Origin of the sequence: Prevotella sp. lc2012 (genome assembly GCF_900107065.1) — a bacterium.
Taxonomy (GTDB): domain Bacteria; phylum Bacteroidota; class Bacteroidia; order Bacteroidales; family Bacteroidaceae; genus Prevotella.
The window spans coordinates 81388-107755 of sequence record NZ_FNUF01000002.1 but is presented as its reverse complement, the minus strand read 5'-3'; the positions used below and the strand labels follow the sequence as shown (position 1 = coordinate 107755).

The window sequence follows — 26368 nt, the reverse complement described above, 5'->3', positions numbered from 1 at the left end:
TTATATGGTTATCCATGTCAGTTTCCGCCAGAGCCCCTCTAATGGGCCGCGAGGATGATTCTTAAACCAATAACGGCAGAAAAGGTATTGGCAGATGACCATGCTCAGGCCGATGATCACAGCATAGGTGGTACCGAGTCGTCGATAGCAGGCCAGACCATAACCACAGAAGATGGCACAGCCGATGATGGACTGCAGCAGATAGTTGGTAAGACTCATTCGGCCGAAGATGCAGAGGTGATGAAGTACGCGGCGCACACCTCCGAAAGCATACCAGGCAGAGACCACTGCCGAGACAATCATCAGCAGGATCAAAAGACTGTAGATGGGGGTGGCCCACAAGGAAAGTGCTCCGAAGTCGATGAAGCTTAGGCTGACGACGATAAGCGTCGAAGCACAAAGGACCATGTGCCAGATGCGTAAGTTGTGTCCCTCGTTGTAGAACAACCTCTGTCGACCAAGTTGCATGCCGAGGATAAAGAGACAGAGGAGCTGTGTCAGACGTCCGCTGAAGACATTGAATCTGAAATTCACCTCAAACCCGTATCGGAGGTTGGTGATGGTGTTCTCCAGAAACGAGCCATGTTCGTGCATGCTGTTGATACGACTATACAGTTCCCACATGGTGGAATGATCAATCGTACGACCAGTCAGCAGACAGAAGAGCTCCACGGGTTGGATGGCTAATAATACAAGGATGCACCAGACGACTCGCGATGGCAGATAGCTGATAGGGATGAGCAAAAAACCATATAGCGCATAGAGCATCAGAATGTCGCCATCGTAGAAGGCCAAGTTGATGAGGCCGATGCCAAACAGCAGGCACATACGCCAGGCAAAGCGACCAGAGAACGAGCGCCCCTTTTGCTGCTGGTTGTCGTTCATGATGAAGAAACTCAGTCCGAAGAGCATGGCGAAGATGCCATACATCTTACCAGAGAGCAGCCATGCCAGCACATCGGCCACCTGCTGGTCGCAGGGCAGAGTGTGGGCTATCGACTCCATGGTAAAGATGTTGAAGTGCTCAACAGAATGATACAGGATGATGCCAGCCACAGCGATTCCCCTTAGGGCATCGGCCACATCGATTCGGGTATTGGGGAGATGACGAGTTGTATACATGGGATAAATAACGTATCTATAGCATCAGATGACTACTGCCGTTCCGCTAGTAGACACCATGAGCATCGAACCGTTGCTCCCGATGGTCTCGTAATCGATATCAATTCCTACAACAGCATTGGCGCCTATAACCTGGGCACGCTCCATCATCTCTTTTAATGATGTGTCTTTTGCCTCACGCAGTACCTGTTCGTAACTGGCAGAGCGTCCGCCTACGACATCGCGGATGCCTGCAAAGAAGTCTTTGACGATGTTAGCACCAATAATGGTCTCGCCTGTCACCAAACCTTTATACTCTCGGATTGTGTGACCTTCAATGGTTGGGGTTGTTGTAAGTATCATAATTGTTATCGTTTTAAGATCTTTATTTATATGACGTGACAAAGATACGAAAAAGTTGCATAACTCCGCATGATTTGCTTCCGCCTTCTTATCTTCTCCGGTGATTTTATTTCGGTTCGACATGGACGGAGATGTGAGTGCTTTCTCCATAATGCTGTCTGAGGAGAGCTTCTACCTCGGAGGCTTTGTCGTGGGCCTCGCTTAGGGGGATGTCGCCGTCCATAAGGATATGTAGTTCGATGGCATAGTGATTACCGAGCCGACGTGTGCACAGATCATGAGGCTCTGCCACACCAGGTACGGATGCTGCGAGTTGTAGGATCTCTTGTTCCACCTCGTCGGGTAGTGATTGCTCCATCAGGTCGCCGATGCCATTACGTAACAGGTCTGTTGCCACCTTTATTATAAATAGTCCAACGATAACAGATGCCACAGGATCGAGAACCGTCCACCGCCGACCGAGGAAGATGGCACCGCCGATGCCGACGGCAGTACCTATTGACGAGAGTGCGTCGCTGCGATGATGCCAGGCATTGGCCTCCAGAGCCTGTGAGTTTAGCAGCTTGGCTTCCATCATCGAATAACGGTAGACTGCCTCTTTTAGTACCACAGACAAAAGGGCAGCCCAGAGTGCCAGCATGTCGGGAGCCTCCAACTGCTGACCGCCCAGCCATGCCCCAATCTTCACCATGCCGCTATAGACAATGCCTATTGCCACGACAAGCAAAGCGACACCGATAAGGGTCATCGCCAGGGTTTCGTATTTGCCGTGACCATAGTCGTGCGACTTATCCTTGGGTTTGCCGCTGATGCGGACAAAAACGAGTACGATGATGTCCGTTACGAAATCACTGAGCGAGTGGACGGCGTCGGCAACCATCGCGGCACTATGTCCCATGATGCCCGCCACGAACTTGAAGAGCAACAGGATAATATTGACAGCCCCACCTATCAGGGTGACCTTATAGATTTCCTTGTTTCTTTCCATCTTTTCTTTTCGCATACAAAAATACGCCATTAATTCGAGAAATCATCTAAATGTCTTCGGAAAATGAACAAACAAGACAGAAAATGAACGAATAGGATAGTTGACGGGTACTTTTGAACACAGATATAAAACAAATGAACGGAGCGGAAAAGCGTTTTTGAAAATAATCTATATCTTTGCAGCCGGAATCTGTAAGGTTTTCGTATCTTTGCAGAATCAATAACAAAACTATAAAACAATGAAGAAGAAGATTAAACTATGTCTGATGCTTGCAGGCACGTTCTTGGGTAGCGGCTTGCATATGTCTGTCTTTGCACAGGTCAAGCTCTCTGCAATCAATATTGACGAGATTGTGCAAACGATGACGCTGGAAGAGAAATGTCATCTTGTACTGGGTTGCGGTATGCATTTCAATGATGAGGCGAAATTCCCTGGTACGGCAGGAAGCACGTATGCCATCGCCCGTCTGGGTATCCCCGAGACCTACTGTGCCGATAGTCAGCAAGGCCTGCGTATGGACCATCACCGTGATTGGGATCATCGTGATTATTATCCCACGGACTTTGTGGCTAGCATGACCCTTGCCTCTACTTGGGACCGTGAGGCTGCCTATAAGGTCGGACAAGGCATCGGTAATGAAGTGAAAGAATTCGGACTCGACTGGATCCTCTCACCCTCGATGAACTTGATACGTGACGCCCTCTGTGGTAGAAATCATGAGTACTATAGTGAGGACCCTTATCTCTCGGGCATGATTGCTGCAGGCTATGTGAACGGTGTGCAGAGTGAGGGTACGGCCGCCTGTCCGAAGCATTTTATTGCAAACAATCAGGAGACTAACCGTAGCAACAATATCTCTCAGATGTCACAACGTGCACTTCGTGAGATTTATCTGAAGGCCTTTGAGATCATGGTCAAGGAGAGCAATCCCTGGACCATTATGACCTCTTATAATAAGTTGAACGGTCCATATGCCGTGCAGAATCATGAACTACTGACCACCATCGTTCGCGACGAGTGGGGATGGAAAGGTATGTATGTGTCGGATTGGGGCGGCGGTGATAATGCTGTGGCCGCCATGCAGGCCGGTAACGATATGCTACAGCCTGGCAGCGATATGCAGTATCAGGTCATTCTTGCTGCCGCTAAGAATGGACAACTGTCGATGGAGGTGCTCGATGCCAACGTAAAGCGTATCCTTGAATATGTCGTGAAAACCCATAACTTCAGGGGCTATGCATATACGAACACCCCAGACCTGAAGGCGCATGCTCAGGTGGCGCGTGAGGTGGGGGCCGATGGTATCGTACTGCTGAAGAACGGTCGTTCCTCCAGTGCTTCCGAAGGCGGGGAGAAGCTGTTGCCGTTAAAGGGTAAGCGTGTGGCTCTCTTCGGTTGTACCAGTTATGATTGGATATCTGGAGGGTCGGGCTTTGGTGGTACTACCGTAGGTCACTATACCGTCTCGCTTGTTGAAGGTATGCGTAGCGCAGGCTATGAGGTGTATAAGCCTCTCATCGGCATCTATAAGAAACATATCGCTGGCGAGCAGAAACGATTATATCCCAACGGTCGCCCGCAGTTCTCATTGATGCCTCCTGCTCGTGCAGAGGAGAAGCTCTTTTCGAATGAAGAGCTTGCTTCTGCCATCGATGGTAGTGATGTGGCTATCATCAGTCTGGGACGTAAGAGTGGTGAGGCTGCCGACCGTAGTGAGGCAGACTTCTATCTGAAAGATGGTGAGAAGGCACTCATCAAACAGGTCAGTGAGGCCTATCATGCACAAGGGAAACAGGTGGTGGTCCTGCTTGACATCTGCAGTCCTATCGACGTGGCCTCATGGCAGGATCAGGTGGATGCACTTGTCTGTACTTGGCAAGGTGGACAGGAAAGTGGTTTTGCTGTGGCCGACGTACTCTCTGGTAAGGTGACCCCCAGCGGAAAATTGCCTATGACTTTCCAGATCAAGTACGGTGATGCCTATGCTGACAGGAACTTCCCCTCTAATGTCGATGATAAGACGCTTGGTGCAATGTTCATGTGGGGACGAAACAAGGATGATGCCAAGAAACGGGAGCCGCAGAAGAATATCGATTTTACCAACTATGAGGAGGATATCTACGTGGGCTATCGCTATTTTGACAGTTTCGACAAGCCTGTGGCCTATCCTTTCGGATTTGGTCTGAGTTACACGACGTTCGACTATGGGAATATGCGTGTGAGCGAGAATAATGGTATCTTTACTATCAAGGTAGATGTGAAGAATACAGGCGACTATGCTGGTCGTAATGTTGTGGAGCTCTTTGTGGCTGCACCAAATAGCAAGAAGGCAAACAAGCCGGCCAAGGAGTTGCGCAACTTTGCCAAGACACGTCTGCTGCAGCCTGGTGAAAACGAGACTGTGACGATGACGGTCTCGACTGCTGATCTCGCTTCGTTCAACGAGAAGCTGTCGGCATGGAAGACCGATGCCGGTCTGTATACGTTTATGATCTGCTCGTCGGCCAGTGATGTGGAGGCCAAGGCCACAGCCAAGGTGAAGGCCTATACTCGGAAGGTGAACAACGTCATGAAGCCCAACGTACAACTGAATCTGTTGCGGAGATAAGAAAAGGTAAGACAACTATAAGTATAATATCGTATGAAGAAAACAATTATCATGATGGCGCTTGCAGCGGTTTGCTGCATGAATGCCTCAGCCCAGGAGAAACTCTTCAACAGTGCCAACGTACAATCGCCCGTCGTCAATCCCGACGGAACGGTGACCTTTAACCTCTTTGCCCCCAAGGCCGTGAAGGTGGAGGTGACAGGCGACTTCCTGCCCACGCAGACCATCGAGGCGCCTGGCTTTGGCTCCTATGATGCTCCAGGTGTGGCACAACTGAAGGAGGACAAGAACGGTGTGTGGAGCTATACCACCGACAAGCTCGCTCCAGAGATGTACAGCTATACCTTTAATATCGATGGCATGACGGGGGTGAAGGATCCTGCCAATATCTATGTGAACCGTGATATCGTGTCGTTCTCGAACATCTTCATTGTCAGCGACCAGAAAGGCGACAAGGGTGATCTCTATCGTGTGAACGAGGTGCCTCACGGCAACCTCTCCAAGGTGTGGTACAACAGTCCGACGTTGAAGATGCAGCGCCGCATGACCATCTATACCCCTGCGGGCTATGACAAAGGCGGTCGTTATCCGGTACTCTATCTGTTGCATGGCGCTGGTGGTGATGAGAACGCGTGGAGCGAGCTTGGGCGTGCTGCGCAGATTCTCGACAATCTGATTGCCGCGGGTAAGGCCAAGCCCATGATTGTGGTGATGCCCAATGGTAATCCCAATTGTCAGGCGGCTCCTGGGGAGTGGTCGTTTGGCATGTACACCCCGGGTTTCCGTGACAGCGGTACTGGTCCCACGGCTCCTGCTGCTGCAACAATCCCAGAGAGTTTCATGGACATCGTCAAATATGTCGATGCCAACTATCGCACCATCAAGAGTCGTGCAGGTCGTGCGGTCTGCGGACTCTCGATGGGGGGCGGTCACACATTCCACATCAGCCTGCTCTATCCCACAACGTTCGATTATTATGGTCTTTTCTCTGCTGGGTTGCATCTCGGCAAGAGTCAGATTATGGAAGGATCGTTTGCCGATCAGATCAAGGGCGATCCCGATTTCGCGGGACAGTCAGCTCGTCTGTTCGGTAGTAAGCCCAAGCTTTATTGGATGGGTATGGGCAAGACCGACTTCCTCTATCAGGGTACCGTCGATCTGCGTGACTACTGGGATTCCAAAGGTTACAAATATGAATATGTGGAGACTGAGGGCGGACACATCTGGCGTAACTGGCGCATCTATCTGACGATGTTTGCACAGAAGGTTTTTAAATAAGGAAAAACTGATTATATATGAAAAGAGCGCTGTAAGTTTTGACTTGCAGCGCTCTTGTTTTTGTAACCAGTCTTAAACTAGTACCGAAGTACCCAGAGCCGGGGTCGAACCGGCACGGGTTGCCCCACTGGTGTTTGAGACCAGCGCGTCTACCGATTCCGCCATCTGGGCATGTGTCGCCTGCTGGTTACCAAAAGTGGGTGCAAAGGTAATATAAAAAAATGAAATCACAAAGGTTTCTGATAAAAAAATAAAAAATGCTTGCAGATATCACTTATTATGCTTATCTTCGCAAACAGAAGGTTAACTATAAATATGATTCATGGATAAAACTGACAAGAGAAACTTTTGCGTGATACTCGCAGGAGGTCGCGGCAGACGATTATGGCCTTGTAGTAGGAATTTGTATCCCAAACAGTTTATTGATTTCTTCGGGACAGGACGTACGCAACTGCAGGAAACTTATGATCGTTTTGCGAAACTTTTGCCAAAAGAGAATATATATATATGTACGTGTAAGGAATATCTGGTGCAGGCTCAAGAGCAGTTGCCAGAGATACCAGAACGGAATATCTTGGTAGAACCTGTTCATCGTAATACTGCTCCAAGTGTGGCTTGGGCGAATATGAGAATTCTTCGGGAGAACCCCGATGCGAATATCATCATAACCCCTTCGGACCAGATGGTGCTTCATGAGGATGCTTTTGTCAAGAGTCTGGAGAATGGTATCGCTTATGTGTCAGAGAATAATGTTCTGCTGGTCATGGGCGTGAAGCCCACGCGACCAGAGCCAGGCTATGGTTACATCCAGTTGGGCGACCAGAGCAGTGAACTGGATGTGTATAGGGTGAAGTCGTTCACAGAGAAGCCGGAACGTGACTTTGCGAAGATGTTTATGGAGAGTGGTGAGTTCTATTGGAACACGGGCATCTTCATCTCTAATGCTCAGCATCTGCGCAATAATTTCGAGATGCAGTTCCCAGAGGTACTGCGTAATCTTGAGGTGGAGAAACCCAACTATACCTATGAGGAGGAGATGGAGTATGTGGCTCAACGTTACTCGCTTTATCCGAACTTGTCTATCGACTATGCTATCCTTGAGCACAGTGACGATGTTTTTGTCATGAAGTGCGATTTTGGTTGGGCCGACATGGGTACATGGCATGCTATCTATGAGGCGATGAGCAAGGTGGAGAACGACAATGTGGTAATCAACTCGGAGGTGGTGATGGATGATTGTCACGATAATGTGATCAAACTGCCGAAGGGGAAACTTGGTGTCTTCAATGGCTTAGACGGCTATATTGTCGCCGAGGAAGGTAATGTGCTGATGATCTGTAAGAAGGGCGACTCGTCTTCGCTCGTCCGTAAGTATGTCAGTGAGGTGCAGATTCGATACGGTGATGATTTTGTATAGTAAGATAAAAAAAGAAGCAGTAGCCTTTCGGACTACTGCTTCTTGTATTCTGCATATATCTTTGATGCGATATCCTTGAACTCTTCTTCCGTGAGCTTCAGTTTCTCACGACGGAAGTCGACATCCTGCTCCGACTGCATCGGAATCAGATGAATATGGGCATGAGGAACTTCTAGGCCAAGTACCACCTGAGCCACTTTCTTGCAAGGGAAGGCTTTGCCGACTGCCAGCGCCACCTTCTTGGCGAACACCTGATACTCGGCAATCTCATCATCGCCCATGTCGAAGATATAGTCTACCTCACGACGAGGAATCACGAGGGTATGGCCTTTTACCAATGGGTTGATATCAAGGAAAGCGTAGAACTTCTCGTTCTCAGCGCACTTATAGCTAGGAATCTCGCCTGCTGCAATCTTACTGAAAATATCCATCGTTATATCGTTTAATGATTCAACAGCTAACAGTCGGCAGCCAAGGGCTAACCTACAGTGATCTTGTCAATACGGAGTTTGATGGTGCCGCGTGGTATCGTCACCTCTACTTCATCGCCCACCTTGTGATTGAGCAACCCTTGTGCGATTGGAGTTTGGATAGAGATTTTTCCCTCGCGGAGGTTGGCCTCGCTCTCGCTGACGATGGTATAAGTCATCTTGGCCTTATTGGTCAAGTTCGTCATCTCTACTTTCGACAGAATCTGAACGGCGTCAGTGCTCAGACGGGATGTATCGACAACCTTTGCCTCGGAGATGGTCAACTTTAACTGATTGATCTTATCCTCAAGATGAGCTTGTGCCTCTTTGGCGGCATCATACTCTGAGTTCTCACTGAGGTCGCCCTTTTCGCGTGCCTCGGCGATAGCGGCTGAGGCTTTTGGGCGCTCAACACTTTCCAGATGTTTTAGTTCGGCTATCAGTTTGTCATAGCCTTCTTGTGACATATAAGCCATAGTTATTCTTTTTTATTGTTCTACATTGTTCTTCTAAGATGGATAAACAAAAAACAAAGAATCCCGACAATACCGTCGTGTCGGAATCCTCATGATCTTATGATGTCTTATCCTTACTTGTCTGTGTGCAAAGATAGGAAATATTTTCGAATCAAACAAATTTTTCTCGCAAAAAAACATCAGTTGCGATGACCTGTAAATCTCCATGCATAACAGAGAACCATGTAGATGATGGCTGCGGAAACCCATCCTCCGATGACGTCTACGGCATAGTGGGCTTGGATGTAAACGGTGGCGAAGCACATCAGCACGAAGAAGGGCAGTATGCCATAGAAGAGTTTCTTGTTCTTGGCGCGCCAGGCGAGGAAGAGCAAGATTGTACAGATGCCTACATGACTGCTGGGGAAGGCGGCCGTGGGGCGTTCGCCGGCATCGTGGGCGGCCACCACGCATTGGTAGAAGAATCCGTCGCGATAGCCGGGGATGGGCAGGCTCTCACTGTGTGTAGCGAAAAAGTCGTGCATGTTGGGGAACACTCCGTTGGCGATGTTATCCATACCTGCGGCCAGATAGTAGTACTGTGGTCCTGTGACGGGCAGCGCGATGAAGATGACGTAGTAGACGAAGAACGCAGTGAGTATGATAAAGGCCGTGCGACTGAATTCTTTATAACGGTAAAAGAAATAGAACAGGGTCACCAAGGCGATCAGTGGATAGTACGAGGCATAGCCCAGGTGCATCAGCTCGCTGAGCACCGGATTGGTGAAGTTCTTCGAGAAGAGCAGGGCAGGCTGGCAGTTGAAAAGCTGTTGCTCATAGCCTGCGAAGAGATGGTCGAGGTTGGGGAACATCCTGTTGAACTCATAGGTGTCGGGATACCACCAGGAAAGCAGGGCCATCTGGGCAATGATGCGGCAGAGGTGGGTGAACCTGCAGGGCAGCATCCTGTAGACAGCCCACATGGCAATGGTCATCGCCACGATACGTATGCGCCCCCAGAGCATCGACTCGGGGTTGACCACTTTCGTGTAGGTGAAAAACATGATCAGCAGGGTGAGTGCCAGATAGCCGAGGATGACCCATTCGACGGTCAGCAGTCCTTTCTTCGGCTTCTTCTCAATCTCGAATAAATATCTTAGTGATTTCAATGTGAGTTCAGTATTGTTTTTGTTGTCAATTGCGGATTACAGCCACTGGTGGTCTTTGTACCACTGGATGGTCTTCTTGACGCCTTCCGCCAGTTGCACCTTCGGCTGGTAGCCCAGCTCGCGCCGAGCCGGTTCTATGTCACAGCGCCAGTTACGCTGGCGCAAGATGTTGTACTTGTCGTTGTTTAGGGCCGTCACCTTACCTGTTATCTGCCCAATATACTCTCCAAAGAACGTTACGATGCGGAGGACCCATACGGGTGCCGTGATGCGGATCCACCAAGGACGTCCTAGTTCCTCATGGATCAGGTTACTGAATGTGGCACTCTGGTATACCTTCCCGTCGGAGAGGAAATATTTACGCCCCGTCTTGCCATTCTCCAAGGCGAGGAAGACTGCTTGTACCACGTCGTCGACATACACGAACGTGATATCCTGACGCTTAAAGCCTACGGCAAAGTCGGAGTGTTGTTTGATACTCTTCGCCATGATGAAGTAATCCTTTTCACGAGGGCCATATACACCTGTTGGTCTTAATATAATATAAGGTATTGTGGTCGTGGCAAGGAACTGTTCGGCTTCCAGCTTGCTCCTTCCGTATTCGGTGTTGGGTTGTGGGGTGTCCGTCTCGCGAATCTCCTGATAGGGCTGTTTCTCACGGATGGCTCCGAAGATACTGAGACTACTCACGAACACAAAGCGTTTCAATGGCATCTGCAAATCGGTGAGTGCCTCGACAAGGTTTTTCGTCCCCTCGGTATTGATGCGACGGAAGTCGGCTTTGTTCAGGCATTTCGTCACACCAGCAGCATGCACCACGTAGTCAAAGTCCTTGTCTCGTAGCTGTTCTACGAGTTGTTCCTTCGACGAGAGGTTCAGTTCGATGAGGTGGATGCGCTCGTCCTGCAGATATTCCCTTGAGCTACTTCCTCGCACGGCAGCCCATGTCTCAAAGCCTCTTCTGAGGGCCTCCTCTACGATAAACGAGCCGATAAATCCGCTCGCGCCAGTAATCAGAATCTTCATCTTTCGCTGTTTTGGGTGCAAAGGTAGTGCAAAAATCTCATTTTGCGAAAGAAAAGGGCATAAAAGTTCAGAGGGCCTGTCTGTACAGAAAGAGATGCCTCCTTGGACAGGAAGTTTGTTTGTTATAGAGTAAAGATTGTTTACCTGTTGTGGAGACGACTTTGGGAAGCCCTGTTTATGGGCGTTTTGGGGCTGTTTGTTTTTCCCAGCGGGAAAGTCGGGGTTTCCTCCCAGGTTTCTGCCACTTTGCCGGCATGAAACTCCCAGCTTGCTCCACCCTTTCTTCATGCGACCTCGTGACGGCATACAATTTGTAAACATTTAGTCAAATAGAACATATAAGAATGCAAAAGAAAAACAAGGATTCCTTTTGCATTTCTCTCGTTTTTTCGTAAATTTGCCGTCGAACTATATGAAGTATATAAGACTATGGGAAAGAAAAAAGGTGGAAAACGACTAGGGAAGAAGCAGGTCAGTGAACTGCTTCAGAATCTCTTTCAGCATAACCCAAACGAGACATTCTCGTTTAAGCAGATATTCAAAGCACTGAAGTTTGATACCCATCCGTTGAAGATGCTTGCTATCGACGTGATGGAGGAGATGGCATGGGACGACTTCCTGAGCAAGGTCAGCGATAACTCATACCGCCTGAACATGAAAACGCAGGTTCAGGAGGGCATCTTCCGTCGCAAGGCGACAGGGCGCAATTCCTTTGTGCCCGATGACGGTGGAACCCCAGTCTTTGTGGCAGAGCGTAATTCTATGTCGGCCATGGATGGTGACCGTGTAAAAGTATCGTATATGGCCCGCCGTGACAAACATATTAAGGAGGCTATGGTGGTGGAAATTCTCAAGAGGGCTCATGATACTATCGTCGGCAAGCTCCGAGTGACGAAGGATATTGCATTCCTCGTTACCCCCGATAGTACATTTGTTCATGACATCATCATCCCGAAACGTAAGTTGAAAGGAGGTAAGTCTGATGATAAGGCTGTGGTTAAGGTGATGCAATGGCCCGACTCAGAACATAAGAATATCATTGGCGAGGTGATTGACATCTTGGGAAAGACTGGTGAGAACAACGCCGAGATGCATGCCATCCTTGCGCAGTATAACCTGCCATACAAGTATCCGAAGGCAGTGGAAGAGGCTGCAGAGAAAATTGATGCGACGATTACACCACAGGAGATCGCACGACGTGAGGACTTCCGTGATGTGTTTACCTGTACCATCGACCCCAAAGATGCCAAAGACTTCGACGATGCTCTGTCTATCAGAGCCGTTGGTAATGGTGAGGCGCAGAAGAGCAAAGGGCAGCTCTGGGAGGTGGGCGTGCATATCGCTGATGTGTCACACTATGTGAAGGAGGGTTCCATGATCGATAAGGAAGCGGTGAAGCGTGCCACGAGCATCTACCTCGTGGATCGTACGATCCCCATGCTGCCCGAACGACTCTGTAACTTCATCTGCTCACTCCGCCCTAACGAGGAGAAACTGTGCTATAGCGTCATCTTCCAGATGGATGATGAGGCGAATGTGAAGAGCTGGCATCTGGCCCATACCGTGATCCGCAGCGACCGCCGCTTCGCTTATGAGGAGGTGCAGCAGATTCTTGAGGATAACGGTGTCAAGGACGGCACAGGAGAGCCGGCACCGCCAGCTACGAAGAAACATCCTTACAAGGGGGAGTATGCTACAGAACTTATTAAGCTTGATGCTCTGGCCAAGAAACTTCGTGCCGCCCGTTTCAAGAATGGTTCTGTGAAATTCGACCGCGAAGAACTACATTTCGATATCGATGAGAAAGGTAAGCCCATCAGGGCCTACTTCAAAACATCAAAGGATGCCAATAAACTCGTTGAGGAGTTTATGCTTTTGGCAAATAAAACCGTGGCCGAGTCTGTTGGTAAGGTGAAGAAAGGGGTGAAGGCAAAGACGCTTCCCTATCGTATTCACGATCAACCGGATCCGGCTAAGCTGGAGAATCTGCGTGAGTTTGTTGCCAAGTTCGGCTATAAGGTGAAGACCAGCGGAACGAAGGGTGCCATCTCCCGCAGTCTTAATGCTTTGATGTCCTCGGCAGAGGGAACCCGTGAGCAAAATGCTATTGAGACTGTGGCTCTCCGTGCGATGATGAAGGCAAAATACAGCGTCCATAATATCGGCCACTATGGATTGGCTTTCGATTATTATACACACTTCACCTCACCTATCCGCCGTTATCCTGATACGATGGTGCACCGTCTGCTGACGAAGTACCAAGAGGGTGCTCGCTCGGCCAACAAGGATAAGTATGAGGAACTCTGTGAGCATTGTTCTGATATGGAGCAGATCAGCCAGAATGCAGAACGCGACTCCATCAAATATAAGATGGTGGAGTTTATGGAGGATAAGATAGGTAATACGTACGATGCTCATATCAGCGGTATCCAGTCGTATGGCATCTATGCTCAGATAGATGAGAACCATTGTGAGGGTATGATTCCCATCCGTGATCTAGGTGACGATTACTACGATTTCGACGAGAAAAACTATATGATTGTTGGCCGCCGTCATCACACGAAGTATCAGCTCGGTGATCCGATCCGTATCCAGGTGGCTCGCGCGAACCTCGAGAAGAAACAGCTCGATTTTACCCTGGCAGACGATTGATAATGATGTCTCCTGGCCGTTGCTGCAGTTGAATCTGCCTTCCGAGAGCTTTTATGCTCTCAGACTCTAGTATTTCCCTGAAGTTAAGACCCGCCGTCTGGAACTCACGGGCAAGTAGTTCGTTGGCTAAGAGGGTCTGGGTCGCTTTGGCAAAGGCCTCTCTTAGGAGAAGCTGGTTCTCCTGAGCATCGTCTGTTAGGATTGTAGTGTTTGCGACCGCATCGTAAATCTTAGCGATATTATCGTGGTTTTGTTGGTTGCTTTTACCCTTAGGGTCGACAATGTTCTTCAGGAAAGTAGAAAGTACCTTGGCGCCAAAGTCGCCAGGGAAATTTTTCCTGGTGGCATTGAGCAATACTAGTGCTGTCAACTGTAGTCGGGAAAAACCAAGTCTTCCCGCCATGATCTCCAAAAGGAAAATCTCTTCTGTGGCGCTGTCGCCGTCGGCTCCCATAACCTGAATCATCTTGACCAGATAATCTTCCTTCTCTTTTCGAGTGGCGGGAATGGCAACTTGAGCTTGTTGACCGCTACTCTTGAACATCTCCTTGAGTTGATCCTCGGTGATATTGTCCAACTGACAGATTCTTGCTATGGCGGCCTTTTCTTCTTCAGTGATTTTTCCGTCGGCAAGGGCAAGGCCAATAAGATCACGAGCCAATGAGTAGTCATTGTCTGTCGTGATAGTCATGATGTCTGTAAGAACTCCTCCCATATTTGTTGATAAATGGTGTCTATGGATACAAAGATATGGAAATCTTCTGGGAAAACAAAGAATTTGGGGACTTTTTTGCCGAGGGATGATGTTAACGAGACTCGATTATGCGAAAAACGGAAGAAAATATGTCTTTTTTTCTTTTTTTTCAAGGAAAAGTTCTTATCTTTGCACACATAAAAACTATATTAATCAGCTATAATGTTAGGACAGATTGAACAACGAATGCTAAATCTGGCTTTTTCAGGATTACAGATTGGCATAGGGATTTACGATAAAGATGGACATATGATGACCAGTAACGAAGAGTTCAACAGGTTACAGAATGACTATCCGCAAGATTGTGAATTGCTGTGTCGATCAATCCGTGAAGGGAAGTCTGGAAAAGAGCAGTGGATTCGCGAGGATGGAACTGTCTTAGAGTCTTTCGTTGTCCCCTTTACCAACGATCAGGGGGAGACCGATGGTTATATATTCCGGCTGAGTAATATTACGGAAAGAAGACCGCGATACGGAAATGAAGACCAAAGCCGGTTGGAAGAGATATTTCTGAATAATGTGAACCATGAGATCCGAACCCCCTTGAATGCGATTATTGGTTTTAATGATCTCTTGAACGGTGTGGCCGGCGAACATATGGAGGAGGAAGAGAAACGGATAATGAAGGATCATATCCACAGGAATGCCGAGCGACTGATTAATGTCGTAAATGACTTGGTCGATCTATCAAAGATGGAAAAAGGTAGCTTGATTATTCATAAGACGGTGGTGAGTCTGATGGAGATCTGTTATAAGGCACGCGAGAGCGTGAAGAATGAGGTTCAACCGGGAGTAAAGCTGTTGCATCAGTATCCTGTGGTGCTCAAAGATACGAGAATCTATACGGATGGTCGTCGGATGGTACAGTTGCTGCGTAACATCTTGTCGAATGCCTGCAAACATACAAGGATGGGCGCGATTACACTGAGAGTCAGAACGGTGGAGAGTGACGATTCCCAAGGACAACCGCGACTACAGATACGGGTCAGTGATACGGGGGAAGGTATCCCCGTGGAGAACCGCAGTCAGTTGTTTCTGCCGTTCCGCAAGTTCGATGGTGTGACAGAGGGTCTTGGCATGGGACTGGCGATCAGTCGTCAGATCGCAAAGATGCTTGGTGGACGCCTCTATCTGGACGAGGACTATGAAGGCGGCTCAAGCTTTGTGTATGAGATGCCTTTTGAGGAAGCGTAAGCGAGTGGAGTGATAAAATACACGAGGAAAGAGGAAATCTGGAATGCAGTATCGCATGGCGGAGGCATTCTGCTTGGGGTGGTGGTTGGTGTCATCTTCCTAGTGTGGTGTTTCCGAAGCGATAACAATTGGGCACGGATTGGTGTCATCCTCTATCTCTTTGGTATGCTTGGTTCTTACGTGGCTTCTACGGTTTATCATTCTATCAAGCATCATTCGAAATGGAAAGAACGGCTCCGGAAATGGGATCATGCCGCCATCTATTGGCATATCGCCGGAAGTTATTCTCCGCTTACATTGGTTGCGTTACGCAGTCAGGGATACTGGGGGTGGAGTCTTTTTTCTTTTGTCTGGCTCTGTGCTATTGTTGGAACGGTTATTAGTCTCATTAAGCTAAAAGAGCATTCAAATCTGGAAACCTTTTGTTTCGTGGGTATGGGACTGAGTGTGCTTGTTGCTTTCAAACCGCTACTGGATTCTGTCAGTACGGCGGCAGTTATCTGGATAATTGCTGAGGGAATATGCTATATCACGGGGGCAGTGTTCTACTCTCTGAACAAAAAGAAATATATGCACTCTGTGTTTCATTTCTTTGTGTTGGCAGGTAGCGTCTGTCATATCATTGCCGTCTGGGATGTACTGATGGAGTACTTATAAGAAGGTAGCGGTAAATAATTTGTTTTTTGTTTTGTATTTCGCTATAAAAATTGTAATTTTGCGAGCAAAATTTGCAAAAACTGTAAGATATGGCTTATACACGTATGACTGCTGCGGAGGCTGCAGCACTGATTAAGAATGGCGAGAATATCGCTATGAGCGGCTTTACACCTGCGGGTGTGGCCAAGGCAACAACAAAGGAATTAGCAAAGATTGCCGTTGCTGAGCATGAGGCTGGGCGTGAGTTCAAGGTGGGTATCTTTACCGGTGCGTCGACGGGACAGTCGACTGATGGTGACCTTGCCAATGCGCAGGCTATAAAGTATCGTGCACCCTATACGACAAATCCTGATTTCCGTAAGCATGTAAATATGGGGGAAATCCCTTATAACGATCTGCACTTGAGTCATATGGCACAGGAGTTGCGTTATGGCTTCTATGGTAATCTTGATTGGGCGATTCTTGAGGTATGCGACATTGAGGAGGCAGGCAATGACTATCATGTGTATCTGACTGCTGCCGGTGGTATTTCTCCGACGGCTGCTCGTCTGGCCAAACATGTCATATTAGAGTTGAATTCATTTCATAACCCGAATGCGAGATTTATCCATGATGTGTATGAGCCATTGGATCCTCCTTACCGCAAGGCTATTCCAATCGAACACGTCAGCGACCGTATAGGTAAACCTTACGTGTCGATTCCAAAGGAGAAGGTGGTGGGAGTCGTGGAGTGTAACATCCCTGATGAGGCCCGTGCTTTTAAAGACAGCGATCCTGTTACTGATAAGATTGGTTTCCTGACGGCTGAGTTCTTGGTTGAGGAGATGCGCAAGGGGCGTATTCCTAAGGAGTTCCTGCCGTTGCAGAGTGGTGTGGGTTCAACAGCCAATGCCATCCTTGGTGCTCTGGGCCAGGACAAGCACGTACCTGATTTTAATATCTATACCGAAGTGCTGCAGGATTCTGTGGTTGGCATGATGATGAACGGCCGTGTGAAGGATGCTTCAGCCTGTTCCCTGACGGTCAGCAATGATTGTCTGATGCAGGTATATGATCATATGGACTATTTCAAGGATCATCTGACACTGCGTCAGAGTGAGATATCCAATTCGCCGGAGGTGATTCGTCGATTGGGAGTGATAGCCATCAACACTGCTATAGAGGTCGATCTCTATGGTAATGCAAACTCAACGCACATTAGTGGCGTGAAGATGATGAATGGTATCGGTGGCTCGGGTGACTTTATCCGTAACGCTTATCTGAGCATATTTACCTGTCCGTCTGTGGCCAAGGGTGGTGTAATCTCTTCGATTGTTCCGTTTGTCAGTCATCAGGATAGCTCGGAGCATGATGTGAACATCATTGTTACCGAACAGGGTGTCGCCGACTTGCGCGGAAAGTCGCCTGCTCAGCGTGCGGAGATCATCATTGAGAACTGTGCGCATCCTGACTATAAGCAGTTGCTTTGGGACTACCTGAAGATTGCGAAGATGGGACAGACTCGTCATAACCTGACAGCCGCCTTCGCTTTGCATGATACGTTGGCACGTAAGGGTGACATGAAACTGACGGATTTCGCAGACTATATCAAATAAGTGAATCAAAAAGAGAAGAGGCCTCGCTATAACAGCGAGGCCTCTTTTCTTAGGTAAACCCCTTAAATCTTATCAAATGCCTGACTCAGATCAGCAATGATATCGTCAATGTGCTCTGTTCCGATGCTGAGGCGGATGGTCGAAGGCGTGATATGCTGTTCTGCCAGTTCCTCGGGCGAGAGCTGGGAGTGAGTGGTGGTGTAGGGATGAATCACCAGACTCTTCACGTCAGCTACGTTAGCCAGCAGAGAGAAAATCTGCAAGGCGTCGATGAACTTCCATGCCTCTTCTTGTCCACCCTTGATCTCGAAGGTGAAGATTGAGGCACCACCATTGGGGAAATACTTCTGATAGAGTTTGTGATCGTGGTGGCTCTCCAATGCGGGATGGTTCACCTTGGCAACCTTCGGGTGCTTGGCGAGGAAGTCGACCACCTTCAGGGCGTTTTCTACATGACGCTCCACACGCAGACTCAGTGTCTCGACACCTTGCAACAGGATGAAAGCATTAAAAGGTGAGATGGCTGCACCAGTATCACGTAAGATGACGGCACGGATGCGGGTTACGTAGGCTGCGGCACCCACTGCATCGGCAAACACGATACCATGGTATGAGGGATCGGGTTTTGCCAGTGTCGGGAATTTGTCGGGGTTAGCCTTCCAGTCGAACTTACCACCATCTACGATGACGCCACCAAGAGACGACCCGTGACCACCTAAGAACTTTGTAGCTGAGTGAACGACGATATCTGCGCCATGCTCCAACGGACGGATAAGATAAGGTGTGCCGAAGGTGTTATCCACGATGAAGGGGATTCCGTGCTTGTGAGCCACGGCTGCCACTCCTTCCAAGTCAAGCACATCAGAGTTCGGGTTTCCGAAAGTCTCTGCATATACAACCTTCGTGTTTGGTTTGATGGCAGCTTCGAGTGCGGTGAGGTCGTTCACGTTGATAATAGTATTGCTGATGCCTTGTGTTGCCAGCGTGTGGGTAATCAGGTTGTATGAGCCACCATAGAGGTTGTCGGCTGCCACGATATGATCACCAGCCTGAACGATATTCTGTAGGGCATAGGTGATGGCGGCGGCACCAGAAGCTACGGCCAGACCGGCGACACCACCCTCGAGGGCTGCTACACGATCCTCAAACACACCCTGTGTCGAGTTGGTCAGTCTACCGTAGATGTTACCGGCATCGCGCAGACCAAAGCGGTCGGCGGCATGCTGACTATTGTGGAACACATAGCTTGTGGTCTGGTAGATGGGTACTGCGCGTGCATCAGTAGCGGGGTCGGCCTGCTCTTGGCCTACATGGAGTTGCAGTGTCTCAAAACGATAATTCTTTGTACTCATAATGATATATCCTTTCTTTTTTTGTTATTTAATGTCTTATTCACGCTGCAAAGGTACGAAGATTAGAATTATCATCCAAATTTTGCTCAAAAATCGGAAGATATATCTATTATGTAGAATTATATGGATGGTTATTCTAAATGCTACTCTTTATAACAGCTTAAATAGAATAATTTACTAAAAAAGGGGGCTTTTATGCCCCCTGAGACTGTGATTTGTCTACCATTGCCGCGACGCAAGAGTCGGACCATACATTCTCGGCTGTCTCCACCATATCTATAATAGTATAGATAGGTAGGATAATTCCCAGTACAGCGACGGGTGCACCAATGCCCGACATCAGGGAGAGTGTGAGAAAGAAACAGCCCATCGGTACACCTGCATTGCCTACAGCTGAGATGACGGCGATAAGAATCCAAAGTAGGATGGTGGAAAGAGTGATGGGTGTATCTCCCTGTTGCATCACAAAAAGAGAGGTCACTAAGATGAAGGCTGCGCAGCCGTTCATATTAATGGTGGTGCAGATAGGCAAGACGAAACGAGCGACCTGACGACGGATGCCAAGGCGATTCTCAGCTGTCTCCATGGTGACGGGCAAGGTGGCGGCGCTGCTTTTGGTAAAGAGAGCCATGAGAACGGCTGGCATCATTTTCCCAAGCACGTGAATGGGATTGAGTCCTCGTGCCAAGAGAAACAGCGGGAGTACAATGAAAAACTGGATGATATTGCCGCCTAATACCACCAACACATATTTACCGATGCTATCGGCCACTACACCTGCAGAGACCTGTGCCGACAACTGAGCGGAGAAAGCCACAATGCCGAGAGGCAGTGTCCAGATGAGGCCGCGGATGAGAAAGAAAAGCAGATCCTGCAGCCCGAGAAGTCCTTTTACAACGATGGTCTTATTCTCGGTCTCCGGCAACTTCGACAATCCGATACCAATGGCAAAGGCCAATAGAAGCAGTGATAGCACGTTGCCTTCGAGGAAAGGACGTACGATATTGTTTGGGATGACGCTGAGAATATGCTCTTTGTATGAGAGTGGTGTGCTTTCTGTCACATCATTTGTCACGAGAGCTTCTGCGGGCAGGTTGCCTGGGGCAATGAGTACATAGAGAAAGGCTCCAACAATGGCTGCAGCGAAGGTGGTCAGTAGTGTGTAGGTTAGTGTTCGTCCGAATATCCTACCTGAACCTTTGGATCCAAAGGTGGCAAAGGTCGTGATTACCGCCAGTACGATGGTTGGCACTGCCAACAACTGGAAAAGTCTTGTATATACTGTCGCCACAAAATCCATCACTTCGTTGAGCCAATCCAGCCCAAGTAGTCCTAAAACAGCACCCACCACGAGTGCACCTATCCATAATAACGTTCTTTTCATTAGTTTGAGAATCTGCCTGCAAAAATACAAATTAATTAGAAAAGTCCGGGTACATAGTTATAAAAAACTGTGTCACCCGAACCATAGAAATAAAGTATATGAGACTACTTCTTGTGTGTCTGTCGCCATGTGTGTGTGTAGTCGATGACGGCGCGCAACTTTTCCCAATCGGTTTCACCTGGCACGGTGCAGTCGGCACCGAGGATGAAGTTGGGTGATGCGTTCTCCAGTACCTTGTCAACTTCGGCCTTTGCTTCCTCGATGGTACCAGTAGCGATGACGCCTAAGCGCTCCAGTCCGCCAAAGATAGGACGACCAAACCGCTGTTGGGCTTCTTTCAGGTTGAGCGTTGATCCATCAGAGAATTTCAGAGGAACATTAATGATGCTTGCTGGATAGTCGGCGAACGCGTAGAGAGCTTCTGCATTCTTGAATGGTGTACCATAGTCGCAGATGTGGAGAATATTGATCTCACCAATCTCTGCGGCAACTTCAGACACATGCTTATCCCACTGACGTACGTACTTATTCCAAACCTCAGGAGTGAGGGAATTGCCGTCACCTCCCTGACTAGATACGTAGAAACCGTCGGCACCATGCTTGCGGGCAGCACGGAGATAGTTCTCGATGCTCAGTGAGAGGTTCTTGATGGCCTGTCCGAAAGCCTTCGGGTCTTCCTCAATCAGTTTCTTGAGATTCTTGCGATTTCCGAATCCCAGTGTTTGACCGGCCAGTGCCAGAGGCGAATAGACGGTAGGCAGTATAAAAGCCTCACCACCAAACTCACGTGCAAGGTCTGCTATGACGGCTACCTGTGGCTCGAAGAAATCTTCACCATAGACAGGGACCTTTGCCCAGTCTTTTCCAGACAGGATATCAATCTTCGGAACAGAGATCTCATAGAACACTTTCACGAAATCCATGTTGGTGGCACGATAGAAATCCTTGTGATCCTGAACGGCCTTACGACCCAGTTTGTTCTCAAAGTGCAGGAAGAAGGCTGCCGGTACGTATTCGTTAGGACGACTTTGGTCGAGCACCTGGAGGATACGCTCACGGCTGTTGACCTTTGAGGTAGAAGACTGGGCATTAGCAGCCTGACTGGTAAGAGTGGCAAGTGCAATGACTGCCAATGTTGACTTTACAATCTTTTTCATGTTGTTGTTATTTTAATGATTATTGTTGATGATCTGTTTGATTGCTTGGGGTTTATTCAAAGCTGCTGTCGTATGGGCCGTCTCCGGTCTCGCCGCTGTAACCCCAGTTCTGTTCGAGGTTGGGGTTGAGGATGATCTGATCCTGTGGCAGAGGCAGATAGTAGTTCTTCTTCGAGACATTCTCTGCCTTGGTGGTCTTTGTGCCAGTGACTTCTTCGTTGCTGGGTGTGTGAGCCTTGACATATTTTACAAGGATATGCCAGCGTTTCAGGTCAAACCAACGATGCCCCTCAAGTATGAATTCCAGACGACGCTCTTCGCGCAGATGCTCGCGGAACTCCTCCTTTGTCAGGCCACTCAGTTCCAGTGGCGAACCGTCGGAGGGTGTGTTTTGGATATTCAGATATGGACTCCAATAGGCACGACGACGCACTTGGTTGATGGCATCGTAGGCGGCAGCAGTAGGACCGTTCAACTCGTTTTCCGCCTCAGCCTTGATAAGTAGCACCTCTGCATAGCGGATGACGGTCGTATTAGTCGACTGTCCTGCAGCATTACCACTTGATGACGGATTAGCGTAGTTCAGAGAGTCGATATACTTACGGAATCGTGGAATGTCGAACACGAAGTCGGAACTTGTATTGGGATTGTAGATACGCTTGGCCCAGGAGCCGTCGCGGCGTTGGTCCTTAGGGTCGGTCTGCTCGTAGTAGCGGTCGCTGGTTGCCAATAGTACGGGCTCAGAATTGCTCCAGTTGGTGGCGAATGTGCAATGGCCTGTCACATTACCGTTCACACTGCGGTCATGCTCGATAGAAAAGATATGTTCCGGGCCGTTTTTCTTGTCGACCGACCAGTTGTCGATAAACTTGTCCAAAAGACGGTATTTGCCAGAGTCGATGACCTTTTGAGCGTAGTCGATGGCCTTCTGGTAATAGTCACGCTGGTTGAGCTTGCTTTTCTCGGTGCTCGTCTGCGCCCACTCAAGATAAACTTTCGAGAGCAGAGCGGATGCGGCAGATGATGAGGCTTTGCTGTCACGTGTAGAATAAGTGGCAGGCAGGCTCTCTGCAGCGGTAAAGTCATTGACGATCTGTTCAAACACCTCATCAATCGTGTTGCGTGGGGCACCCTCGCCCTCACCGTCGTGCAGAACGATGGGCACACCGCCGAAGTAACGTACCAGATTGAAGTACATCAGGGCACGGAGGAAACGGGCCTCGTTGATATAGTTCTTCTGGGTCTGCTCATCGAGCCATGCGGCATCGCTTACCTTGTCAATCACAACATTGGCGCGGTTGATGGCCGTATAGTGTTCTTCCCAGGCATAACCCACAAAGAGATTGGTCGGCTGTACGGCGAAGTTTGATAGCTCACGGATATGGGCGGAGTTAGTCTGCGCTCCAGCCTTCACATAGTCGGTTTGCAGATCGTTGATGTAAATGCTCTGGTTGTTAAACATGCCATAGAACCCATCAACGGTAAACTCCTGATAGATGCCGTTAATGGCAGTCTCAATATCTTCCTTGCTCTTGTAGAAGTTGTCTCTATCAATAGAACTCAGGGATGTCTGGTCCAGGTCGGCGCAGCTGTTCAGCAGTAGTGCTGCTGCGAATATATAGATAACATTTTTCTTCATAACTCTTAATCTTCTTTTTATCTTCTAACTTCTTAAAGCGTTATATTGAATCCTACTAAAACAGTTTTAGACGAGGGATAGGTTCCGTTGTCAATGCCTTGGTACAGGGCGCTGGTCTCGTCGCTTCCGCTACGGTTGGCTTCAGGGTCATAGCCTCTGTAACCAGTAATGGTGAAGAAGTTCTGTAGCGATACATAGAGACGGAGGTTGGCATCCTTTGTGATCTGTTTCAGCGGCAAATTATAGCCCAACTGGATGTTCCTGATCTTCAGATAACTGGCGTCTTCCACAAATCGGTCGTCGGTGTAGATCGATGTGGCATTGCTGGCCTTCTGAATTGTCTGACTGGGATTGGTGGGTGTCCAACGATCAGCCACTGTAGCCAACGGGTTGTAATAGTAGCCATTACCGCGCTCCAGACGACAGGCCAGTTCGTTGAAGATCTTATTACCGTAGCTTCCGCTTGCGCTGACAAAGAGGTCCCAGCTCTTGTAAGCCACCTTCGTGTTGAAACCGTAGGTGAATTTCGGTTGGATGTTTCCGAGTACCACACGGTCTTGTTCGTTCACGACACCATCTTTGATCACATCCTCAAACTTCGGGTTACCGGGCTCGACGGTCGAGATGGTTTGCGAAGGCAGACTGCTTAGGTCTTCTCCTGTCTGAATGATCCCCTTGAACTTGTAGCCATAGAATGAACCAAGGGGCTCGCCGACTTTTACGATAAGTGGGTTGGTGTAGCCATGCGAGGGGATGAAGTATTCAGCATCACCTAAGCTGACGACCTCGTTCTTGTTATGGGCGATATTGCCGTTCAGTGTCCAGCGTAAGTCCTTCTGTTCGATGAGCACGCCGCCGATTTCCAGTTCTACACCTTTGTTAGTGACAGAACCCACATTTCGTAGTACGGTGGAGAAACCGGTCACCTGTTCTACTGGCACATCAAGCAGCAGATCGCTTGTCTTCTTATAATAGCCGTCGAGTGTCACTGTCAGACGATTCCGGAAGAAACCAGAGCTCAGACCTATATTATAAGAGGTGGTGGTTTCCCACTTCAGGTCGGGGTTCGATTTATTCGAGATGATATAGCTTGTGGCACGTTCACCATCGATAATCACCGTGCGGGGCACCACATTGGCGGCAAACTGGTAGTCGCCGATCTCTTGGTTGCCTACGACACCGATAGATGCCCGCAGTTGGATATAGTCAACCTTCTTGCTCAGGTGTAACCATTTCTCACGGTCGATGTTCCATGAGGCGCCCAATGAGGGGAACCATCCCCAACGATGGTCCTTCGCGAATCGACTGCTACCGTCGGCGCGGAGTGTGAGTGAGGCGTTATACCGTGAGTCGTAGCTGTAGTTTACACGACCAATCCATGACTGGAGCGTAGAGATGTAATGCCCACTTGATGAAGGCTGCGTCGTACTGGCAGCGCCTAAGTTGTCATAGCCAGTGGCATCGTTACTGAATCCATAGGCTGTGGTGGCAATCCTACTGCGGTCTGTGCGCTGGGCGGTATATCCTGCGAGGACCGTCAGCGAGTGCACGTTCTTGAAAACATTATTGTAGGTGGCGGTGTACTCCGTCTGCCATACGTGTGTCTTGGTCTGTCCAACGGAAGCGTAGCCGTTGTAAGGCAGTCCGTCAGAGGTGTAAGAGGGGGCATAGTAGCTCTGACGGGTGTTCGACAGATCAGCACCGAGACTGGCTTTCAGTTTCAGTTGTGGTATGACGGTCCATTCGGCAAAGCCTGTTCCCATCACGCGGGTGTTCTCCGTCTCTGTCTGATAGTTCTGCAGGTCACTGATAGGATTACCCACCTTACCATTATAGATATCCACACTGGTCGGTGTCGGCTCGTAGTTGAATGATCCGTCGGCATTATAAATAGAGGTATAGGGTGTATGTGAGATGGCACCATACCAGGAGTTGGCTGCAAACATCGAACTTCTGTCCGACATACCTGTCATCTTGTTATAGGCACCATTGGCGTTGACACCCACCAGAAGGTTCTTCAGCACATTGCGTTCATAGTTGACACGTCCGGCATAGCGCTTCAGTCCTGTGTTGATGATGATTCCCTCCTGACTCTTATAGCTGCCGCTGATGCTATAGCGTGAGATCTCGTCGCCGCCTACGGCCGACAACTGATGCTCTTGTTGAAAGCCGGTCTGCAAGGCTGCATCCTGCCAGTCGTAGCTCTCGGTCGGCTCGTCCAGGCGATAGCCAACTTCACCGTTCTCGTACATCTCGTTCCATAGGTCAGCCCACTGCCAGGCATCCATGAAGTCGACCTTCTTACTGATCCGACTCCAACCGAAGGAGGCACTGTAGTTGATGTTGTTACGACCATGAGAGCCTTTCTTGGTTGTGATGATAATCACACCGTTGGCGCCTCGTGTGCCATAGATGGCTGTGGCCGACACATCTTTTAATACTTCGATGCTCTCGATATCACTTGGGTTCAGGAAAGCCAGCGGGTCGAGCACGGCATCGGTGCCTCGTGCACCAGTGCGGTTCGATGAGGCGTCGTTGTAGACGATGAAGCCGTCGATGACATAAAGGGGCTCGTTACCGCCGGTGATGGAGTTTCCACCACGTACCCGGATGATGCTGGCTGCACCAGGCTGGCCGCTGGTGGTGGTCACATTCAGACCTGCTACGGCTCCCTGAAGGGCGCTCTCGACAGAGGTGTTCGACTGCTTGAGTAGATCGTCGCCAACGGATGAGATACTACTGGTAAGTTCCAAGCGCTTCTGAGCGCCATAGCCTACGACGACGACCTCGTCCAGACGACTGGAGTTATCGACGAGACGGATCTCTACGGGCTCCTCGAAGTCGTAGACATCTACGTCCAGAGGACGATAGCCTACATATTCCACACGGAGGGTAAGTGGAGCTTCCACCTTGGTCTTCAGGGAGAAGTTTCCATCAACGTCGGTGACAACACCTTGTGTCTTCTCTGTTTTCACAATGACGGAGGCGCCGATCAACGGTTCTCCCGTGCGTCCATCAGTGATATGTCCTGTAATCAGGTTCTGGGCAATAGCCAATAAGGGGCTAATCGCAACAACAGTTGCAATAAACAATCTTTTTACCATAAGTC

20 protein-coding genes and 1 tRNA gene are annotated in these 26368 nt (G+C 49.1%); 7 read left to right on the top strand and 14 right to left on the bottom strand.

The annotated features are described in order from the left end of the window. From BLU99_RS04670 to BLU99_RS04660, 3 genes are all read right to left on the bottom strand, one after another. On the bottom strand, positions 1-1122 hold the full coding sequence (locus BLU99_RS04670; protein WP_091900036.1) for a DUF418 domain-containing protein: 1122 nt from the start codon (positions 1120-1122) through the stop codon (positions 1-3). Positions 1123-1146: 24 nt separating this feature from the next. Beyond that, positions 1147-1464: a heavy metal-binding domain-containing protein gene (locus tag BLU99_RS04665; RefSeq protein WP_091900389.1), complete on the bottom strand. Its 318-nt coding sequence runs from the start codon at positions 1462-1464 to the stop codon at positions 1147-1149. Positions 1465-1570: 106 nt separating this feature from the next. Next, on the bottom strand, positions 1571-2467 hold the full coding sequence (locus BLU99_RS04660) for a cation diffusion facilitator family transporter (RefSeq protein ID WP_369807703.1): 897 nt from the start codon (positions 2465-2467) through the stop codon (positions 1571-1573). 250 nt (positions 2468-2717) lie between these two features. On the opposite strand from BLU99_RS04660, the gene BLU99_RS04655 reads away from it, so the two are divergent. Beyond that, on the top strand, positions 2718-5060 hold the full coding sequence (locus tag BLU99_RS04655) for a glycoside hydrolase family 3 N-terminal domain-containing protein (RefSeq protein ID WP_091900388.1): 2343 nt from the start codon (positions 2718-2720) through the stop codon (positions 5058-5060). A 33-nt stretch (positions 5061-5093) separates the two neighbouring features. Then, complete coding sequence (locus BLU99_RS04650; protein ID WP_091900034.1) at positions 5094-6338, top strand: esterase; 1245 nt, start codon at positions 5094-5096, stop codon at positions 6336-6338. Positions 6339-6427: 89 nt separating this feature from the next. Here the strand turns inward: BLU99_RS04650 and BLU99_RS04645 are convergent. Next, positions 6428-6509 (bottom strand) — tRNA-Leu (locus BLU99_RS04645). Positions 6510-6660: 151 nt separating this feature from the next. Between BLU99_RS04645 and BLU99_RS04640 the strand changes: the two genes are divergently transcribed. Beyond that, a complete protein-coding gene (locus BLU99_RS04640) occupies positions 6661-7755 on the top strand; it encodes a mannose-1-phosphate guanylyltransferase (RefSeq protein ID WP_091900033.1) in 1095 nt (364 codons plus the stop codon). Between the two features lie 32 nt (positions 7756-7787). Here BLU99_RS04640 and BLU99_RS04635 read toward each other — a convergent pair whose 3' ends face one another. The 4 genes from BLU99_RS04635 to BLU99_RS04620 all read right to left on the bottom strand — a co-directional run bounded on the left by BLU99_RS04635 (position 7788) and on the right by BLU99_RS04620 (position 10875). After that, the gene (locus BLU99_RS04635; protein WP_091900032.1) at positions 7788-8186 is read right to left on the bottom strand and encodes an HIT family protein; all 399 of its coding nucleotides are present in this window, start codon (positions 8184-8186) and stop codon (positions 7788-7790) included. Between the two features lie 47 nt (positions 8187-8233). Continuing rightward, on the bottom strand, positions 8234-8701 hold the full coding sequence (gene greA / locus BLU99_RS04630; protein ID WP_091900031.1) for a transcription elongation factor GreA: 468 nt from the start codon (positions 8699-8701) through the stop codon (positions 8234-8236). Between the two features lie 179 nt (positions 8702-8880). After that, positions 8881-9849 (bottom strand): phosphatase PAP2 family protein, encoded by a 969-nt coding sequence (locus BLU99_RS04625; protein ID WP_176771044.1) that lies wholly within the window; start codon positions 9847-9849, stop codon positions 8881-8883. A 36-nt stretch (positions 9850-9885) separates the two neighbouring features. Beyond that, on the bottom strand, positions 9886-10875 hold the full coding sequence (locus tag BLU99_RS04620; RefSeq protein ID WP_091900030.1) for an NAD-dependent epimerase/dehydratase family protein: 990 nt from the start codon (positions 10873-10875) through the stop codon (positions 9886-9888). 429 nt (positions 10876-11304) lie between these two features. On the opposite strand from BLU99_RS04620, the gene rnr reads away from it, so the two are divergent. Continuing rightward, a complete protein-coding gene (gene rnr, locus BLU99_RS04615) occupies positions 11305-13527 on the top strand; it encodes a ribonuclease R (protein WP_091900029.1) in 2223 nt (740 codons plus the stop codon). Here the strand turns inward: rnr and BLU99_RS04610 are convergent. Then, positions 13508-14242: a tellurite resistance TerB family protein gene (locus BLU99_RS04610; protein ID WP_091900028.1), complete on the bottom strand. Its 735-nt coding sequence runs from the start codon at positions 14240-14242 to the stop codon at positions 13508-13510. The two genes, rnr and BLU99_RS04610, sit on opposite strands and share 20 nt — an antisense overlap. A 288-nt stretch (positions 14243-14530) precedes the next feature. Between BLU99_RS04610 and BLU99_RS04605 the strand changes: the two genes are divergently transcribed. From BLU99_RS04605 to BLU99_RS04595, 3 genes are all read left to right on the top strand, one after another. Further along, complete coding sequence (locus BLU99_RS04605; RefSeq protein WP_176771043.1) at positions 14531-15475, top strand: sensor histidine kinase; 945 nt, start codon at positions 14531-14533, stop codon at positions 15473-15475. A gap of 9 nt (positions 15476-15484) precedes the next feature. Then, positions 15485-16132 carry a PAQR family membrane homeostasis protein TrhA gene (locus BLU99_RS04600; protein WP_091900026.1) on the top strand — a complete coding sequence of 216 codons (648 nt, stop codon included), beginning with the start codon at positions 15485-15487 and terminating at the stop codon, positions 16130-16132. An 89-nt stretch (positions 16133-16221) separates the two neighbouring features. After that, on the top strand, positions 16222-17727 hold the full coding sequence (locus tag BLU99_RS04595) for a succinate CoA transferase (protein ID WP_091900025.1): 1506 nt from the start codon (positions 16222-16224) through the stop codon (positions 17725-17727). A gap of 62 nt (positions 17728-17789) precedes the next feature. Here the strand turns inward: BLU99_RS04595 and BLU99_RS04590 are convergent, their stop codons facing one another. From BLU99_RS04590 to BLU99_RS04570, 5 genes are all read right to left on the bottom strand, one after another. Further along, positions 17790-19079, bottom strand: coding sequence for an O-acetylhomoserine aminocarboxypropyltransferase/cysteine synthase family protein (locus tag BLU99_RS04590; protein ID WP_091900024.1), 1290 nt, complete (start codon positions 19077-19079; stop codon positions 17790-17792). A 193-nt stretch (positions 19080-19272) separates the two neighbouring features. Then, positions 19273-20463, bottom strand: coding sequence for a dicarboxylate/amino acid:cation symporter (locus tag BLU99_RS04585; RefSeq protein ID WP_091900023.1), 1191 nt, complete (start codon positions 20461-20463; stop codon positions 19273-19275). Between the two features lie 104 nt (positions 20464-20567). Continuing rightward, positions 20568-21620, bottom strand: a complete 1053-nt coding sequence (locus tag BLU99_RS04580) for a uroporphyrinogen decarboxylase family protein (RefSeq protein WP_091900022.1) — start codon at positions 21618-21620, stop codon at positions 20568-20570. 52 nt (positions 21621-21672) lie between these two features. Then, positions 21673-23259, bottom strand: a complete 1587-nt coding sequence (locus BLU99_RS04575; protein ID WP_091900021.1) for a RagB/SusD family nutrient uptake outer membrane protein — start codon at positions 23257-23259, stop codon at positions 21673-21675. A 32-nt stretch (positions 23260-23291) separates the two neighbouring features. After that, positions 23292-26363 carry a SusC/RagA family TonB-linked outer membrane protein gene (locus tag BLU99_RS04570; RefSeq protein WP_091900020.1) on the bottom strand — a complete coding sequence of 1024 codons (3072 nt, stop codon included), beginning with the start codon at positions 26361-26363 and terminating at the stop codon, positions 23292-23294. Between the last annotated feature and the right edge of the window lie 5 nt (positions 26364-26368).

Excerpts from the sequence above, each read along its gene's own strand:
- BLU99_RS04670 (WP_091900036.1), bottom strand. The coding sequence starts at position 1,122 with ATGTATACAACTCGTCATCTCCCCAATACCCGAATCGATGTGGCCGAT.
- BLU99_RS04665 (WP_091900389.1), bottom strand. The coding sequence starts at position 1,464 with ATGATACTTACAACAACCCCAACCATTGAAGGTCACACAATCCGAGAG.
- BLU99_RS04660 (WP_369807703.1), bottom strand. The coding sequence starts at position 2,467 with ATGCGAAAAGAAAAGATGGAAAGAAACAAGGAAATCTATAAGGTCACC.
- BLU99_RS04655 (WP_091900388.1), top strand. The coding sequence starts at position 2,718 with ATGCTTGCAGGCACGTTCTTGGGTAGCGGCTTGCATATGTCTGTCTTT.
- BLU99_RS04650 (WP_091900034.1), top strand. The coding sequence starts at position 5,094 with ATGAAGAAAACAATTATCATGATGGCGCTTGCAGCGGTTTGCTGCATG.
- BLU99_RS04640 (WP_091900033.1), top strand. The coding sequence starts at position 6,661 with ATGGATAAAACTGACAAGAGAAACTTTTGCGTGATACTCGCAGGAGGT.
- BLU99_RS04635 (WP_091900032.1), bottom strand. The coding sequence starts at position 8,186 with ATGGATATTTTCAGTAAGATTGCAGCAGGCGAGATTCCTAGCTATAAG.
- greA (WP_091900031.1), bottom strand. The coding sequence starts at position 8,701 with ATGGCTTATATGTCACAAGAAGGCTATGACAAACTGATAGCCGAACTA.
- BLU99_RS04620 (WP_091900030.1), bottom strand. The coding sequence starts at position 10,875 with ATGAAGATTCTGATTACTGGCGCGAGCGGATTTATCGGCTCGTTTATC.
- rnr (WP_091900029.1), top strand. The coding sequence starts at position 11,305 with ATGGGAAAGAAAAAAGGTGGAAAACGACTAGGGAAGAAGCAGGTCAGT.
- BLU99_RS04610 (WP_091900028.1), bottom strand. The coding sequence starts at position 14,242 with ATGGGAGGAGTTCTTACAGACATCATGACTATCACGACAGACAATGAC.
- BLU99_RS04605 (WP_176771043.1), top strand. The coding sequence starts at position 14,531 with ATGATGACCAGTAACGAAGAGTTCAACAGGTTACAGAATGACTATCCG.
- BLU99_RS04595 (WP_091900025.1), top strand. The coding sequence starts at position 16,222 with ATGGCTTATACACGTATGACTGCTGCGGAGGCTGCAGCACTGATTAAG.
- BLU99_RS04590 (WP_091900024.1), bottom strand. The coding sequence starts at position 19,079 with ATGAGTACAAAGAATTATCGTTTTGAGACACTGCAACTCCATGTAGGC.
- BLU99_RS04585 (WP_091900023.1), bottom strand. The coding sequence starts at position 20,463 with ATGAAAAGAACGTTATTATGGATAGGTGCACTCGTGGTGGGTGCTGTT.
- BLU99_RS04580 (WP_091900022.1), bottom strand. The coding sequence starts at position 21,620 with ATGAAAAAGATTGTAAAGTCAACATTGGCAGTCATTGCACTTGCCACT.
- BLU99_RS04575 (WP_091900021.1), bottom strand. The coding sequence starts at position 23,259 with ATGAAGAAAAATGTTATCTATATATTCGCAGCAGCACTACTGCTGAAC.
- BLU99_RS04570 (WP_091900020.1), bottom strand. The coding sequence starts at position 26,363 with ATGGTAAAAAGATTGTTTATTGCAACTGTTGTTGCGATTAGCCCCTTA.